13 protein-coding genes are annotated in these 14,343 nt (G+C 61.2%); 3 read left to right on the top strand and 10 right to left on the bottom strand.

Annotated features, from left to right (window positions below):
- Positions 1 to 84: 84 nt before the first annotated feature.
- The 3 genes from JFT63_RS05865 to JFT63_RS05875 all read left to right on the top strand — a co-directional run bounded on the left by JFT63_RS05865 (position 85) and on the right by JFT63_RS05875 (position 4,263).
- Positions 85 to 1,335 carry an OprD family porin gene (locus JFT63_RS05865; RefSeq protein WP_198843584.1) on the top strand — a complete coding sequence of 417 codons (1,251 nt, stop codon included), beginning with the start codon at positions 85 to 87 and terminating at the stop codon, positions 1,333 to 1,335.
- 323 nt (positions 1,336 to 1,658) lie between these two features.
- A complete protein-coding gene (locus JFT63_RS05870; protein WP_186561123.1) occupies positions 1,659 to 3,158 on the top strand; it encodes a M91 family zinc metallopeptidase in 1,500 nt (499 codons plus the stop codon).
- Positions 3,159 to 3,363: 205 nt separating this feature from the next.
- Positions 3,364 to 4,263 (top strand): polysaccharide deacetylase family protein, encoded by a 900-nt coding sequence (locus JFT63_RS05875; protein ID WP_186561122.1) that lies wholly within the window; start codon positions 3,364 to 3,366, stop codon positions 4,261 to 4,263.
- A gap of 128 nt (positions 4,264 to 4,391) precedes the next feature.
- Here the strand turns inward: JFT63_RS05875 and pcaC are convergent, their stop codons facing one another.
- From pcaC to JFT63_RS05925, 10 genes are all read right to left on the bottom strand, one after another.
- On the bottom strand, positions 4,392 to 4,790 hold the full coding sequence (gene pcaC, locus JFT63_RS05880; RefSeq protein WP_003189316.1) for a 4-carboxymuconolactone decarboxylase: 399 nt from the start codon (positions 4,788 to 4,790) through the stop codon (positions 4,392 to 4,394).
- Between the two features lie 11 nt (positions 4,791 to 4,801).
- Positions 4,802 to 5,593 (bottom strand): 3-oxoadipate enol-lactonase, encoded by a 792-nt coding sequence (pcaD, locus tag JFT63_RS05885; RefSeq protein WP_198843585.1) that lies wholly within the window; start codon positions 5,591 to 5,593, stop codon positions 4,802 to 4,804.
- 10 nt (positions 5,594 to 5,603) lie between these two features.
- Positions 5,604 to 6,968 carry a 3-carboxy-cis,cis-muconate cycloisomerase gene (locus JFT63_RS05890; protein WP_198843586.1) on the bottom strand — a complete coding sequence of 455 codons (1,365 nt, stop codon included), beginning with the start codon at positions 6,966 to 6,968 and terminating at the stop codon, positions 5,604 to 5,606.
- A 10-nt stretch (positions 6,969 to 6,978) separates the two neighbouring features.
- Positions 6,979 to 8,274, bottom strand: coding sequence for an MFS family transporter (locus JFT63_RS05895; RefSeq protein WP_005785878.1), 1,296 nt, complete (start codon positions 8,272 to 8,274; stop codon positions 6,979 to 6,981).
- A 190-nt stretch (positions 8,275 to 8,464) separates the two neighbouring features.
- Positions 8,465 to 9,031: a protocatechuate 3,4-dioxygenase subunit alpha gene (gene pcaG / locus JFT63_RS05900; RefSeq protein WP_057701249.1), complete on the bottom strand. Its 567-nt coding sequence runs from the start codon at positions 9,029 to 9,031 to the stop codon at positions 8,465 to 8,467.
- Between the two features lies 1 nt (position 9,032).
- Positions 9,033 to 9,737: a protocatechuate 3,4-dioxygenase subunit beta gene (gene pcaH, locus JFT63_RS05905; protein WP_057701250.1), complete on the bottom strand. Its 705-nt coding sequence runs from the start codon at positions 9,735 to 9,737 to the stop codon at positions 9,033 to 9,035.
- 17 nt (positions 9,738 to 9,754) lie between these two features.
- The gene (gene pcaF, locus JFT63_RS05910) at positions 9,755 to 10,957 is read right to left on the bottom strand and encodes a 3-oxoadipyl-CoA thiolase (protein ID WP_186561225.1); all 1,203 of its coding nucleotides are present in this window, start codon (positions 10,955 to 10,957) and stop codon (positions 9,755 to 9,757) included.
- Complete coding sequence (locus JFT63_RS05915; protein ID WP_057701252.1) at positions 10,954 to 11,733, bottom strand: CoA-transferase subunit beta; 780 nt, start codon at positions 11,731 to 11,733, stop codon at positions 10,954 to 10,956. The genes pcaF and JFT63_RS05915 overlap by 4 nt, the downstream gene beginning before the upstream one ends.
- Entirely contained in the window at positions 11,733 to 12,590 is an 858-nt protein-coding gene (locus JFT63_RS05920; RefSeq protein ID WP_198707009.1) for a CoA transferase subunit A, read from the bottom strand. Before JFT63_RS05920 ends, JFT63_RS05915 begins: the two co-directional genes overlap by 1 nt.
- A 407-nt stretch (positions 12,591 to 12,997) precedes the next feature.
- Positions 12,998 to 14,338: an MFS transporter gene (locus JFT63_RS05925; RefSeq protein ID WP_198843587.1), complete on the bottom strand. Its 1,341-nt coding sequence runs from the start codon at positions 14,336 to 14,338 to the stop codon at positions 12,998 to 13,000.
- Positions 14,339 to 14,343: the final 5 nt, after the last annotated feature.

The following is a 14,343-nucleotide window of genomic DNA, read 5'->3' on the forward strand; positions in this document are numbered from 1 at the left end:
CGCCCTCCCCCACTTTCATCGCCCCCGCACCGCCGCGCACCATGGCCGCCACCTGCATAAACCCAATAACAACAGGTCCACACCATGAGCACTTTCCAACCGCGCCAGCTGTTGCTGGCGGCTGCTGTCGCCAGTTCTGCCCTGCCCGTTTTCGCCCAGGAGCACGGCTTTCTCGAAGACGCCAGCGCCAACCTCAACCTGCGTAACTTCTTCTTCAACCGCAACTTCACCAACCCGACCAAAGCCCAGGGTGGCGCGCAGGAGTGGACGCAAAGTTTCATCCTCGACGCCAAGTCCGGTTTCACCCAGGGCACAGTCGGTTTTGGTGTGGACGTGCTGGGCCTGTACTCGCTCAAGCTCGATGGCGGGCGTGGCACAGGCGGCACGCAGTTGCTGCCGCTGGACCATGACGGCCGGCCAGCCGATGAATTCGGCCGGCTCGGCGTGGCATTCAAGGCGCGCTTTTCCAAGACTGAGCTGAAGGTGGGCGAATGGATGCCGGTGCTGCCGATTCTGCGTTCCGACGATGGCCGCTCCCTGCCACAGACCCTGCGCGGCGGGCAGATCACCTCGAAGGAAATCGACGGCCTGACCCTGTATGGCGGCCAGTTCCGCGCCAACAGCCCGCGGGACGACGGCAGCATGAGCGACATGTCGATGTTCGGCAAAGCCGCCTTCACCTCCGACCGTTTCAACTTTCAGGGCGCCGAATACGCGTTCAACGACAAGCGCACCCAGGTAGGCGTATGGAATGCCCAGCTCAAGGACATCTACAGCCAGCAGTATCTCAACCTGATCCACAGCCAGCCCGTGGGCGACTGGACCCTCGGCGCCAACCTGGGTTTTTTCTACGGCAAGGACGACGGCAGCGCACGCGCCGGTAGCCTGGACAACAAAACCTGGTCCGGCCTGTTCTCGGCCCGGTACGGCGGCAACACCTTCTATGTCGGCCTGCAAAAACTCACCGGCAACAGCGCGTGGATGCGCGTCAACGGCACCAGCGGCGGTACCCTGGCCAACGACAGCTACAACTCCAGCTACGACAACGCCGAGGAAAAATCCTGGCAAGTGCGCCACGACTACAACTTCGCCGCCCTGGGCGTACCGGGCCTGACCTTGATGAACCGCTACATCAGCGGCAGCAATGTGCACACCGGCACTATCACCGACGGCAAGGAATGGGGCCGCGAGAGCGAAGTGGGCTATACGGTGCAGAGCGGCACATTGAAAAATCTAAACGTGCGCTGGCGCAATTCCAGTATGCGCAGGGATTACAGCAACAACGAATTCGATGAAAACCGGTTGATCGTCAGCTATCCCATAAGCCTGCTGTGAAAACCCATCGGATTGATAACCAAACGTTCAGGCGCACACGGTGCGATCGTTGTGCGCCTGTGCGCTCTTTCATCGCATGCACCCAACTACCTCCAATGCCGGCTATTCGGTTCCCCGCACCACGACGAAAGCCCATTTTCCTACTTGATAAGGCCTATCAATCTTCAGAAAACCTGATGCCTACTTACCGCCCTCTGTAGTACTCGGTATCAATCGAGCAGGGAACGGTTACCTCCAGCGATGCAACTCATTGATCTCCTTGCCTTCAAGGCAACGAGGGACTGGGCAATCGACTACATTTAGCTCAAGAGAGGTAACCGTTCATGACTACGATAGGCACGCAAACCGCTCCAGCCGTAACTGCGCCTTCCGCAACTGCAGACAAAACTCCACCTCCCAGCGACAACCTCATTCGCCGAAAGACACAGATGCTCGTGGATGACGGTAACCTCAAAGCGAGTGAGGAAACCTCCGAATACCATGGATCCCCCGAGAAGCTAACGCGCGCAGGCAATACCCTGACACTCGAAACGAGTGATAAATCGGACGTCATCCATATCAGCCAGGACCCGAACGGCCAACTGCAGGTAACGGTAAATGGCCAGGAATACACCTTCAACGGCAATAAACACTCGCCAAACAATCCGTCATCGGAAGGCGTGCCACCTCAATTCCGCCTGCACATTAAGAGCGGCGCAGGCAATGACAACATCACCCTGGCCCCTGACGTCACTGTTGACGTAAAGATCGAAGCGGGTGACGGAGATGACACCGTTCAAACCGAAGGGGGGAATCCCGACATTTATGGCGGACGCGGGAATGACACTATTCGCTTGGGTAAAGGCGACGGCTACGTCGAGGGCAACGACGGTGACGACACGATAATTGGCGGCTCGGGACACTCCGTGATGTACGGGAACAAGGGTAACGATCGTTTGTATGCAGGGGCTGGACTCGCCTCCAAAAAAAGCCACCTGGATGGTGGAGAGGGCGACGACCAGTTATACGCTGGCGACGGGCATACAGTGATCAATGGCGGCGACGGTAATGACCAAATAGTTGCTCACGCCAATACCACCGTGTACACGGGGAAGGGATCCGATACCGTATGGGGCAACCTTACCAAAGCGCGCATTTATGCCCAGAACAATGATTACCTGCCAGGCACAGAGCAATCGAATATCACGAGGATGGAGCCGAGCGAAGCGGGTAAAAAAGCTTTTAAAATCGTAGGTTCGGATGAATTCAAACAACGGGTCGAAGATGACCTGGCACTGCTGCGTTCCTCACCCGTGGGGAGGAAAATGCTGGAGGAAATGGATAAAGCTGCTGAGCGAAATGGTGCTCCAGTCACCATCGGGGAAACCAAAAGTGGTAGTTCCAGTTACACGTTCAACAGCAGTGAGCTGCAAAAATTAAGCAAGCAAGAGCGGGAAGAGATCCCTCAGGGCGCCCCGAGGATGGGTGGAATAAAAGATGGGGAGCCTGGCGCCCGTGCGGATCAAGGCATAATCGACTATATGCGGAGCATGATCTTGAGCATTGGAGACGAGGACATTACCTCTCCAATTGTCGCGCTCTACCATGAGATGGCACACGCCTGGAACGGTGCCAACGGTACATTTCTGGCAGGCACATCCGATGACCCTACGAGTCCAGGCCTGGCCAATGGCGAACCGCAGGCTGTCGGCTTGTCGACTAACGCCCCACCCTTCGACTTCGACAACGATCCCACCACCCCGCCGACGTCCACGAACCCAGCCCCATTCACCGAGAATGCGTTGCGCGAGGAAATGGGGCTCTCACCGCGACTGAAATACTGACACAAGAAAGTTGACGTAACCGTATATTCGCGCAGCAGGGATGCTGCCTCTTAATTTGATTAATGACCCGCTCCAGCGGGCCTCTCTGGCGCAAGCATCGGCTACGTTTATCTGCCCATGACTCCATGCCAATGATCTTGCTGTATGGTGCGCGCCTGACACTGCTGATTGCCCCTCGGTGCCCTCTATTGAGCCTGCGCACACCATGAAATCTTCTATCATCGCATCCGCCATGCTTGCCCTGGCCCTGTGCCTCAGTGGCTGCATCGGTGCCCCCCTTGCCCTGACCCCAACGACCCAGAAACGCTTGCAAGCCCAGGCGCCGATCCGCTTTCTGCTGACCTTCGATGACGGCCCCAGCGCCTCGGGCTATAACAACCCGAGCCGTTCGGTAGTAGCTGATCTGGCGAATAACCCGGTATTGCCGGGGATCAAGGCGGTATTTTTTCTGCAGACCGAAGCGGCTCGCTCCGGCGGCAGTGCCCGGGGCCGCAAAACCATGGAGCGTGAATACGCCGCCGGTCATATCCTGGCCTTTCATACGGCCACGGCGTTTCACACCAATCATCGCTGGTTGAACGACGCCACGCTTGAACGCACCCTTACCGAAGGTGCCGCAGATATTGCCGCCATCACGGGCGCGCGCCCCGTGCTGGTACGCCCGCCGTTCTGGAACTACGACAAGCGCACCTTCGCCGCCTACCAACGCCACGGTATGCACGTACTGCTGACGGACTTGAGTGCCAATGACGGCAAGATCTGGGGCTTCAACGCCAGCCCGCGTCGGCGGGCCAACCTGTATCGGCAGCTGTCGGTGGTGCGCGAACGCATCGCCTTGGGTGAACTACCGACAGTGGAGGGTGTGATCCCGGTAGTGGTGACCTTTCATGACATCAACCGCTACACCGCGCGGCATATGCAGGAGTACTTGCAGATCCTGATGGACAGCGCGCGAGTCAACAGCTTGAGGACCGCTGCCGAGCCGTTCTACACCGACCACGGCGCGCTCGAACGCGCAGCGCTGGCCCGTACGGTCAAGGATGCGAACGAGCCGGTGCACCTGCCAGGAGTGTGGAATTGGCTGTGGGATGCTGATTCCCACTAATGCCCTGAACTTGTGACGATCCCCCGTGGGAGCTGGCTTGCCTGCGATGCAGACAACGCGGTGCCTCAGTCAGACCCCGTCGCTGCAATCGCAGGCAAGCCAGCTCCCAGATTTGATCGCCTTCACATTCAGTCTTGTTGGCGGGACTCCACACCCAACTCATCCCACACCGACTCAGCCAGATGAAACGTCGCATTCGCCGCCGGGATCCCGCAGTAAATCGCACTCTGCATCAGCACTTCCTTGATCTCGGCGCGGGTCACACCGTTACTGGCGGCCGCACGCAAGTGCAGTTTCAGTTCTTCACTGCGGTTCATGCCGATCAACATGGCGATGGTGATCAGGCTGCGGGTATGCCGAGGTAGCCCGGGGCGGGTCCAGATATCGCCCCAGGCATGGCGCGTGATCATTTCCTGGAACTCGCTGTTGAACTCGGTCAGGGCATTGAGGCTGCGGTCGACATGGGCATCACCCAGCACTTCGCGGCGCACCTGCAGGCCCTCGGCGTAACGTTGTTTCTCGTCCACAAAAACGCTCCTCAGCGGGCCAGCAAAAAGTTGATCACACGGTCGCTGAAGGCAGCGCCGGCTTGCACATTGGACAGGTGCGCCGCGTAGAACTCGGCGTACTCGGCGCCCTGCACATGGCGCTGGATAAACTGGCTGCCAGCCGGCGGTGTCACCGCGTCTTCGGTGCCGGCAATCACCAGGGTCGGCACCTTGATCGACGACAGTTGCTCACGGAAATCCGCGTCGCGCACGGCGCCGCAATTGGCGGCGTAGCCCTCGGGCGACGTGGCCGCGAGCATGTCGGTGATCTGCTTGGCCTGGTGTGGGCTGGCCGCAGCAAAGTCCGCAGTAAACCAGCGCGCAATCGACGCATCGCGCAGGGCCACCATCGCAGCGACGCCGTCACGCAGGACCATTTCGATGCGGGGGTTCCAGACCTCGGGCGTGCCGATTTTGGCGGCGGTGTTGCACACCACCAGGCGCTGCAAACGCTCGCCGGCGTGGATGCCCAGCCATTGGCCGATCAAGCCGCCCATGGACAGGCCGCAAAAATGCGCACGCTGGATATCCAGCGCATCCAGCAACGCGAGCACGTCTCGGCCCAGTTGTTCGATGCTGTACGGCCCCTCGGTCACCAGGGACTTGCCGTGACCGCGAGTATCAAAACGCAACACACGAAAATGCTCGGTGAACGCCGGGATCTGCACGTCCCACATATGCAGGTCGGTGCCCAGGGAATTGGACAGTACCAGCACCGGCGCGTCCACCGGCCCGTCCAATTGGTAATGCAGTTCGCCCTCGGCGAGTTGTACAAAAGCCACAGCAATCTCCTCAGGCAGTCAAAGCAAAGTGTTCGGTCACGGCACGGGTGACCCAGGTTTGGGCCTGGCCCAGGTAGTGAGCCGGGTCGAGCAGGCGGTCCAGTTCAGCCGCCGACAGCTCGGCAGTCACCTGGGGCTCATCGGCCAGCACGGCGCGCAGGTGGCGCTGTTCGGCCACGGCGCGCTTGCAGCATTGCTCCAGCAAATGGTGCGCGGTGTCGCGCCCCAGGCGTTGGGCAAGTACGATGCTGACCGCTTCGGCCAGCACCAGGCCCTGGGTCAGGTCAAGATTTTGTGTCATGCGCTCGGCGTCGACCTCCAGCCCTTCACTGACCAGCAGCGCCTGTTGCAAGGCGCCGGACACCAGGCGGCAAATCTCTGGCAAGGTTTCCCATTCGGCGTGCCACAAGCCCAGGCTGCGTTCGTGCTCCTGGGGCATGGCGCTGAACATCGTCGCCACCAGGCCCGGTACGCGAGTGGCAGCGCTGATCAATACGGCGGCGCCTACCGGGTTGCGTTTGTGCGGCATGGTCGATGAACCGCCCTTGCCCGGCGCGGCGGGCTCAAACACCTCCGCCGCCTCGGTTTGCATCAACAGGCTGATGTCGCGCCCCAGTTTGCCGAGGCTGCCGGCGATCAGGCCAAGCACGCTGGCGAACTCCACCAGACGATCACGCTGGGTATGCCAGGGCTGTTCCGGCAAGCCCAGTTGCAACTCGGCGGCCAAGGCCTCGGCCACAGGCATGGCGTGCTCACCGAGCGCGGCCAAGGTGCCGGACGCCCCGCCAAATTGCAGCACCAACAGGCGCGGTTTCAGCTCGGCAAGGCGCTGGCGACTGCGCGTCACGGCGCCCAGCCAACCGGCGATTTTCATGCCCAGAGTGACCGGCGTCGCGTGCTGCAGCCAGGTGCGTCCGGCCAACGGCACGGCGGCGTAACGCTGCGCCTGGGCAGCCAGCACGTCCCCCAGCCGCGCCAAATCCGCCTCGATCAGCACCAGCGCCTGGCGCACTTGAAGCACCAGGCCGGTGTCCATCACATCTTGACTGGTCGCGCCCAGATGCACATAACGCTCGGCATCGGCATCTTCGCTGGCGATCAACTTGCCCAGCGCCTTCACCACTGGAATCGCCGAATTACCCGCCGTGGCAATCGCTGCGCCGAGCGCATCGACGTCATACAGCGAAGCCAGGCACGCCTGGGCAATCGGCGCGACGGCGCTTTGCGGAATCAACCCGACCCGAGCCTGGGCCCGGGCCAGTGCCGCCTCGAAATCCAGCATGCCCTGCAAGCGCCCCTGATCACAGAACACTTCGGCCATGCTGGCGGCGGTGAAGTAAGCGTCGAACAGTTGATTGCTCGTGCGCAGCGTCATAACTCTTCCCTTACAAATCGTGATGCAGGTACGCCGCCTGTTTAGGCAGGCGCAAGCTGAACAGGAAAGCCACCGCCATCATCGCAGTGACGTACCAATAGAAGGTGTTTTCCATGCCGATGGATTTCAGGCTCAGTGCGACCACTTCCGCCGAACCGCCAAACACCGCGTTAGCCACGGCGTATGCCAGGCCTACACCCAAGGCACGCACTTGCGGCGGGAACATCTCGGCTTTGACCAGGCCACTGATCGAGGTATAGAAGCTGACAATCGCCAACGCCAAAGTGATCAGCACAAACGCCAGGAACGGACTGGTCACGGTTTTCAAGGTCAACAGAATCGGCACAGTGAACAAGGTGCCAAGGCCCGCGAACCAGAGCATGGAATTACGTCGGCCGATCTTGTCGGCCAGCATCCCGAACAGCGGCTGCATGCACATGTACAGAAACAGCGCGCCGGTCATGATGTAGCTGGAAGTCTTGGCGTGCATGCCAACGGTGTTCACCAGGTACTTCTGCATGTAAGTGGTGAAGGTGTAGAAAATCAGCGAGCCGCCGGCGGTGTAGCCCAGCACGGTGATGAAGGCTTTGCCGTGGTCACGAAACAGCGCGACGATGCTGCCGGCGTCCTTGTCCTGGCGCATTTCCTTGCTGGTGGTTTCTTTCAGGGTGCGACGCAGCAGCAGCGAGATCACCGCAGCGATGGCGCCGATCACAAACGGAATACGCCAGCCCCAGGCGCGCAGTTCTTCTTCGCTGAGGATCTGCTGCAGGATCACCACCACCAGCACCGCCAGCAACTGGCCGCCGATCAGGGTCACGTACTGGAACGAGGCGAAAAAACCGCGCTGGCCCTTGAGCGCGACTTCACTCATGTAGGTCGCCGTGGTGCCGTACTCGCCCCCCACCGACAAGCCCTGGAACAGCCGCGCCACCAACAGCAGCGCCGGGGCCCAGGCACCGATGTCGTTGTAGGTGGGCAAGAAGGCGATGACCAGGGAGCCGGCACACATCATCAGCACCGAGATCATCATCGAATTTTTGCGTCCGTGCTTGTCGGCCACCCGGCCAAACAGCCAGCCGCCGATCGGCCGCATCAGGAACCCGGCAGCGAACACACCGGCGGTGTTGAGCAGTTGCACCGTGGGGTCGTCCGAGGGGAAAAACGCCGGGGCGAAATAAATCGCGCAGAAGGCGTAGACGTAGAAGTCGAACCATTCGACCAGGTTGCCGGAGGAAGCCCCGACTATCGCAAAAATCCGTTTGCGGCGTTCTTCTCCGGTGTAGTGACTGGTTGTTGTTGTCATGGTTTTTTACTCAGTGGGAACGGTTATAGCCTAGACATACTTTGCAACAACCCTGTTCCGCAAGCAGACTTTTGGATAGGTGGAGCCTGAGAGGGCCTCATCGCGGGCAAGCCCGGCTCCCACATTTTGTGTTGTGAACACATTCAAAGGTGGGAGCTGGCTTGCCTGCGATGAGGCCCCTACAGCCAACTCAATAGTCGAAGAACACCGTTTCCTTATCTGTGCCCTGCAAAATCACATTCCACTGATAAACCCCTGCCGCATCCGCCTGGGCAATCAAGGTGCTACGACGCTCTGCCGGCACACACGCCAACAGCGGGTCATCGCCGTTGAGCGCCTCACCGTCAAAATAAATCCGGGTCAGCAAGTGCTTCACCAACCCACGGGCAAACACCAGCACCACCAGGTGCGGCGCCTGGGTGGTGCCCTTCAGGCCCGGCACCGAACCCGGCTTGATGGTGGTAAAGCGGAACCGCCCTTCGGCATCCACCGGCACCCGGCCAAAACCTTCAAAATGAGGGTCGACCGCCTTGTCCTGTTCATCCTCAGGGTGGTCGTATTTGCCGGCAGCATTGGCCTGCCAGACCTCCAGCATGGCGTCGTTGACGACATCACCGTTGCCGTCCAGCACTTGCCCGCTGATCGCCACGCGCTCGCCGAGGGTGGCGGCTACGGTCATGTCTTCGCGGTTCAGCCAGGTCAGGCCGATGTGGTAATACGGCCCGACGGTGTGGGACGTGGTCGCGTTGAGTGTCATCTCATTTCTCCATCGGCGTAGCGTCACGGCCGCGAAGGACGATGTCCCAGCGGTATCCGAGGGCGTAGGAAGGGACGGTTTTTTCCAGGTCGAAACGCGCGATCAGGCGTTCCTTGGCGCGGGTATCCGGCACACAGTTGTAGATCGGGTCGTATTCGAGCAACGGGTCGCCTGGGAAATACATTTGCGTCACCAGGCGCGTCAGCACACTGGGGCCGAACAGCGAAAAGTGGATATGCGCCGGGCGCCACGCATTGTGATGGTTGCCCCACGGGTAGGCGCCGGGCTTGATGGTCTGGAACTGGTACCAGCCATCGGCGTCGGTGACGGTACGCCCGGTGCCGGTGAAGTTCGGGTCAAGCGGTGCGTCGTGCAGGTCACGCTTGTGGTTGTAGCGACCGGCGGCGTTGGCCTGCCAGATCTCCACGAGGATGCCCGGCACCGGCAGGCCATTTTCATCGAGCACACGGCCATGAATGATGATGCGCTCGCCTTGGGGCTCGCCCTCATGCTGGGCGGTCAGGTCGTTGTCCTTGTCAGTGATGCGCTCGGCGCCGATCGTCGGGCCGGTGATTTCCGACAAGGAATGGGGCAGAAACACCAAAGGCTGGGACGGCGAACGCAGGTTCGTCGACTGATACGCCGGGTGCAGGTAATCAGGTTGAGTGCCCGCTTGCGGGCGCCGGTAACCAGGCTTGTCACTCATGGAGCAGTCCTCTTTTATTAGACGCGTTCAATCGCCAGGGCCAAGCCTTGGCCGACGCCCACGCACATGGTCGCCAGGCCTTTGCTGCCGCCGGTTTTTTCCAACTGATGCAGGGCCGTCAACACCAGCCGCGCACCGCTCATGCCCAGGGGATGACCCAGTGCAATGGCGCCGCCGTTCGGGTTGACCTGGGGTGCATCGTCGGCAATGCCAAGCTCGCGCAGCACCGCCAGACCCTGGCTGGCGAAGGCTTCGTTGAGCTCAATCACATCAAAGTCGGTGACCGCCAACCCCAGGCGCTCCACCAACTTGCGCACCGCCGGCACCGGGCCGATGCCCATCACCCGCGGTGCGACACCGGCACTGGCCATGCCCAGCACGCGGGCGCGAGCAGTAAGACCGTGTTGCTTGACGGCTTCGGCGGACGCCAGGATCAGCGCGGCAGCACCGTCATTAACGCCTGAGGCATTGCCGGCGGTGACGGTCTTGTCCGGGCCGTTGACCGGCTTGAGTTTGGCCAGGGCTTCCAGGCTGGTGTCCCGCGGGTGCTCATCGTGTTCCACCAGGGTTTCGCCTTTTTTATGGGCAACACGCACGGGTACGATTTCTTCGGCGAAGAAGCCGGCGGCCTGTGCGGCGGCGGTACGCTGCTGGCTGCGCAAGGCGAAGGCGTCCTGGTCGGCGCGGGAAACCTGATAGTCGTCGGCGACGTTATCGGCGGTCTGCGGCATGGCATCCACGCCGTACTGGGCCTTCATCAACGGGTTGATGAAACGCCAACCGATGGTGGTGTCTTCCAGCTTCATGTTGCGCGAAAACCCTGCATCAGCCTTGCCCATCACGAACGGTGCACGGGACATGGATTCGACACCGCCAGCAATCGCCAGCTCCATTTCGCCACTGGCAATGGCGCGAAAGGCCGTGCCGATGGCATCCATGCCCGAGGCGCACAGACGATTGAGGGTCACGCCCGGAATGCTGTCCGGCAACCCCGCCAACAGCAGCGCCATACGCGCCACGTTACGGTTGTCTTCACCGGCCTGGTTGGCACAGCCAAGAAATACTTCGTCCACCGCGTTCCAGTCCACCGACGGGTTGCGTTCGATCAGGGCCTTGATCGGCAGCGCCGCCAGGTCATCGGCACGCACTGTCGACAGGCCACCGCCGAAACGGCCGATAGGTGTGCGAATGGCATCACAGATAAATACATCGCGCATCAGGCTTCTCCCGGTGCTTGGCCATGGGCGGCGGCGGTGCGTGCTTCAAGCTCACGCAGCGCGGTCAGCTCTGTCTCGGTCGGTTCAGCCGTGGTACTGACCTGGTCGGCAAAACGGATTGCCCAGCCGGTGGCGGCCACCACTTGCTCGCGGGTCACGCCGGGGTGCAGCGCGGTGACCACGAACTCATGGCTGCCCTCCTCCGGCTCCATGATGCACAGGTCGGTAATGATGCCGACGGGGCCGGCACCGGGCAGGCCCAGACGCTTGCGCGAGTCGCCCCCTTCGCCGTGACCGACGGAGGTGATGAAGTCCAGTTTGTCCACAAACGAACGGGACGACTGTTTAAGGATGATCAGCACGCTCTTGGCGGAACCGGCGATCTCCGGCGCGCCACCGGCACCCGGCAAACGCACTTTGGGTTGGTGATAGTCACCGACCACGGTGGTGTTGATATTGCCGAAACGGTCAACCTGAGCCGCACCGAGAAAGCCGACATCAATGCGCCCGCCCTGTAACCAGTAGCGAAAGATCTCACCGGTGGGCACCACAGTGTCGGCGGTCTCGGCCAACTCGCCATCGCCGATGGACAGCGGCAACACGCTGGGCTTGGCGCCAATCGGGCCGGACTCGTAGATCAGCACCACATCGGGTGAAGACGTCAGGCGCGCCAGGTTGGCGGCCTTGGATGGCAGGCCGATGCCGACGAAGCACACCGAGCCGTTCTTGAGGCGGCGTGCGGCGGCGACGGTCATCATTTCATTGGTGGAGTAAGCCATTACTTAGCCTCCTGCGCGGCGGCCAGCTTGGCCTGGAATTCACTGAAGTCGGCAGTGCCGTGGATGTATTCGTCTATCCAGGCGGTAAAGGTGCCACGGTCGCGGGCAATCGGGTCCCACGCCTGGTAGAAGCGGTTATCCCGCTCGTTGTAGCCGTGCGCGTAGGAAGGATGGGCACCACCGGGTACGTGACACACCGCCGTCAGCGCCCAGGTCGGCAGCACGCAGCTGTTCATCGGCGCATTGAGGTCATCGACGATTTCTTCCACGGTGACAATGCAACGCTGGGCCGCCAGGGCCGCTTCCTTCTGTACCCCGAGAATGCCCCAGAGCAACACGTTGCCCTTGCGGTCGGCTTTCTGTGCGTGAATCACGGTGACATCCGGACGTACCGACGGCACCGCCGCCAGCACTTCGCCGGTGAATGGGCACGTGACGGTCTTGATCAGCGGGTTGACCTTGGGCAAGTCGGAACCGGCGTAGGCACGCAGCACCGCGAACGGCAGGCCCGAGGCACCGGCGACGTAGGCATTGGCCAGGTCGGCGTGGCTGTGCTCTTCGATCTCCAGCGGTTGCGGCCATTGCTTCTCCACCGCGTCGCGCAGGCGATGCAGGGAGCCCACGCCCGGGTTGCCGCCCCAGGAAAAAATCAACTTGCGCGCGCAGCCGGCCCCGATCAATTGGTCGTAGATCAGGTCGGGGGTCATACGCACCAGCGTCAGGTCTTTCTTGCCCTGACGAATGATTTCATGACCTGCGGCCGTAGGGATCAGGTGGGTGAAGCCTTCGAGGGCGACGGTATCGCCGTCGTTCACGAAGCGCTTGACCGCATCACGCAGGGTGAGGATTTCAGCCATGGGGTTGGGCTCCCGGTGTTGATCGAAAAAGGCGCTGAGGTGGCGCCGAAGTGCTTGAAGATTAAGCTGGGGAAATGGGCCGAACAATCCGATAATCGACTGAGCGTTCGATTATCGAACGGATTGTTGTCTGGCTAATCATCAGGAAGAACACCGCCAATGTGGGAGCTGGCTTGCCTGCGATGGCGCCCTGATAACCGACACTTCCCACCTGACACTCCGCGATCAAACTGTGGGAGCGGGCTTGCTCGCGAAGGCGGTGTGTCAGTCACTCCATCTGTTACTGCACGACCGCTTTCGCAGGCACGCCAGCTCCCACATTTTATCTTCGCTGCCTTGAGCATTGCGTTCGCTTAGCGGACTGGCATTGGGGGCTTACCCCCACCATGTTCAACCTGTACCGGGGCTCAGGTGGCATCGGCATGGCTGACCATGCCTTTGATCAACACCGCGGCCGTCGCCAGTGCCGCCGGGATCACCAGTGCCGTCAGCACTTGCTCGAAATTCCAGCCCAGGCCCAGCAAGGTGGCGCCCATCCACGCGCCCAGGATCGCGCCGAAGCGGCCGATGCCAAGCATCCACGACACGCCGGTGGCACGCCCCTGGGTGGGGTAAAAACGCGCGGCCAGGGACGGCATCGCAGATTGCGCACCGTTGACGCACATGCCGGCGATCAGCACTAACGTTGCCAATAAAGTGATATTGCCGAGGCTTTGCCCTACCGCGTAGGCAAACACCCCGGCCAGCAGGTAGAAAGTGCCGATGACTTTGTGCGGGTTGAACCGGTCCATCGCCCAGCCCACGCCCACTGCGCTCAACACTCCGCCAAACTGGAACAACGCGCCGATAAACGCCGCCTGCTCCATGCTCGCGCCACTGTCGCGCATCAGGGTGGGCAGCCAACTGGTCAGCAGGTAAACAATCACCAGGCCCATGAAGTAAGTGAGCCACAGCAGTAAGGTGCCGGTGCTGTAGGTGCCCGAGAAAATCACCGCGAACACGTTGCGGGCCTTGACGGTTTTTTGCTCCGGCACGCTGAAACTGGTGGCTTGGGCCACGATACCGGGCTCGATGGGGGCCAGCGTCTTGCGGACCTTGTCGGTACCGCGATTGCGCACCACCAGGTAACGCGCCGACTCCGGCAGCCACACCAACAGCACCACCGCGAGGATCAAAGGCAGGATGCCACCGATCAGCAACAGGCTGTGCCAGCCAAACGTCGGGATCAGCTTGGCCGAGATAAACCCACCGCCTGCCATGCCCAGGTTGAAACCGCAGAACATGCTGGTCACCAACAGCGATTTATGGCGTTCGGGGGTGTATTCGGAGAGCAGGGTCGTGGCATTGGGCATACCCGCGCCCAAACCCAGCCCGGTCAGAAAGCGCAGCACCAGCAACTGGTCGACATTCGTGCTGTAGGCCGAGGCCAGGCTGAACGCACCAAATACCAGTACCGCACCGACCAACACGACTTTGCGGCCAAAGCGATCGGCAAGGGGGCCGGACCCCAGTGCGCCGAACACCATCCCGATCAATGCGGCGCTCATCACCGGGCCGAGGCTGGCGCGGTCGATACCCCAATCCTGGGACAGAGCCGGCGCAATAAAACCCATCGCCGCCGTATCGAGGCCGTCGAGAAAGACAATCAGGAAACACAGGATCACCACGCGCCACTGGTAGCGTGACAATGGCTGGGTGTTGATGAAGGACTGCACGTCCAGGGGGGTACCGACAGAAGGCTGATTCATTATTT

Origin of the sequence: Pseudomonas sp. MF7453 (assembly GCF_016405455.1) — a bacterium.
Classification (GTDB): domain Bacteria; phylum Pseudomonadota; class Gammaproteobacteria; order Pseudomonadales; family Pseudomonadaceae; genus Aquipseudomonas; species Aquipseudomonas paralactis.

Excerpts from the sequence above, each read along its gene's own strand:
- pcaG (WP_057701249.1), bottom strand. The coding sequence starts at position 9,031 with ATGACACTCAACGCGACCACGTCCCACACCGTCGGGCCGTATTACCAC.
- JFT63_RS05920 (WP_198707009.1), bottom strand. The coding sequence starts at position 12,590 with ATGGCTGAAATCCTCACCCTGCGTGATGCGGTCAAGCGCTTCGTGAAC.
- JFT63_RS05870 (WP_186561123.1), top strand. The coding sequence starts at position 1,659 with ATGACTACGATAGGCACGCAAACCGCTCCAGCCGTAACTGCGCCTTCC.
- JFT63_RS05865 (WP_198843584.1), top strand. The coding sequence starts at position 85 with ATGAGCACTTTCCAACCGCGCCAGCTGTTGCTGGCGGCTGCTGTCGCC.
- JFT63_RS05915 (WP_057701252.1), bottom strand. The coding sequence starts at position 11,733 with ATGGCTTACTCCACCAATGAAATGATGACCGTCGCCGCCGCACGCCGC.
- JFT63_RS05875 (WP_186561122.1), top strand. The coding sequence starts at position 3,364 with ATGAAATCTTCTATCATCGCATCCGCCATGCTTGCCCTGGCCCTGTGC.
- pcaH (WP_057701250.1), bottom strand. The coding sequence starts at position 9,737 with ATGAGTGACAAGCCTGGTTACCGGCGCCCGCAAGCGGGCACTCAACCT.
- JFT63_RS05925 (WP_198843587.1), bottom strand. The coding sequence starts at position 14,338 with ATGAATCAGCCTTCTGTCGGTACCCCCCTGGACGTGCAGTCCTTCATC.
- JFT63_RS05895 (WP_005785878.1), bottom strand. The coding sequence starts at position 8,274 with ATGACAACAACAACCAGTCACTACACCGGAGAAGAACGCCGCAAACGG.
- JFT63_RS05890 (WP_198843586.1), bottom strand. The coding sequence starts at position 6,968 with ATGACGCTGCGCACGAGCAATCAACTGTTCGACGCTTACTTCACCGCC.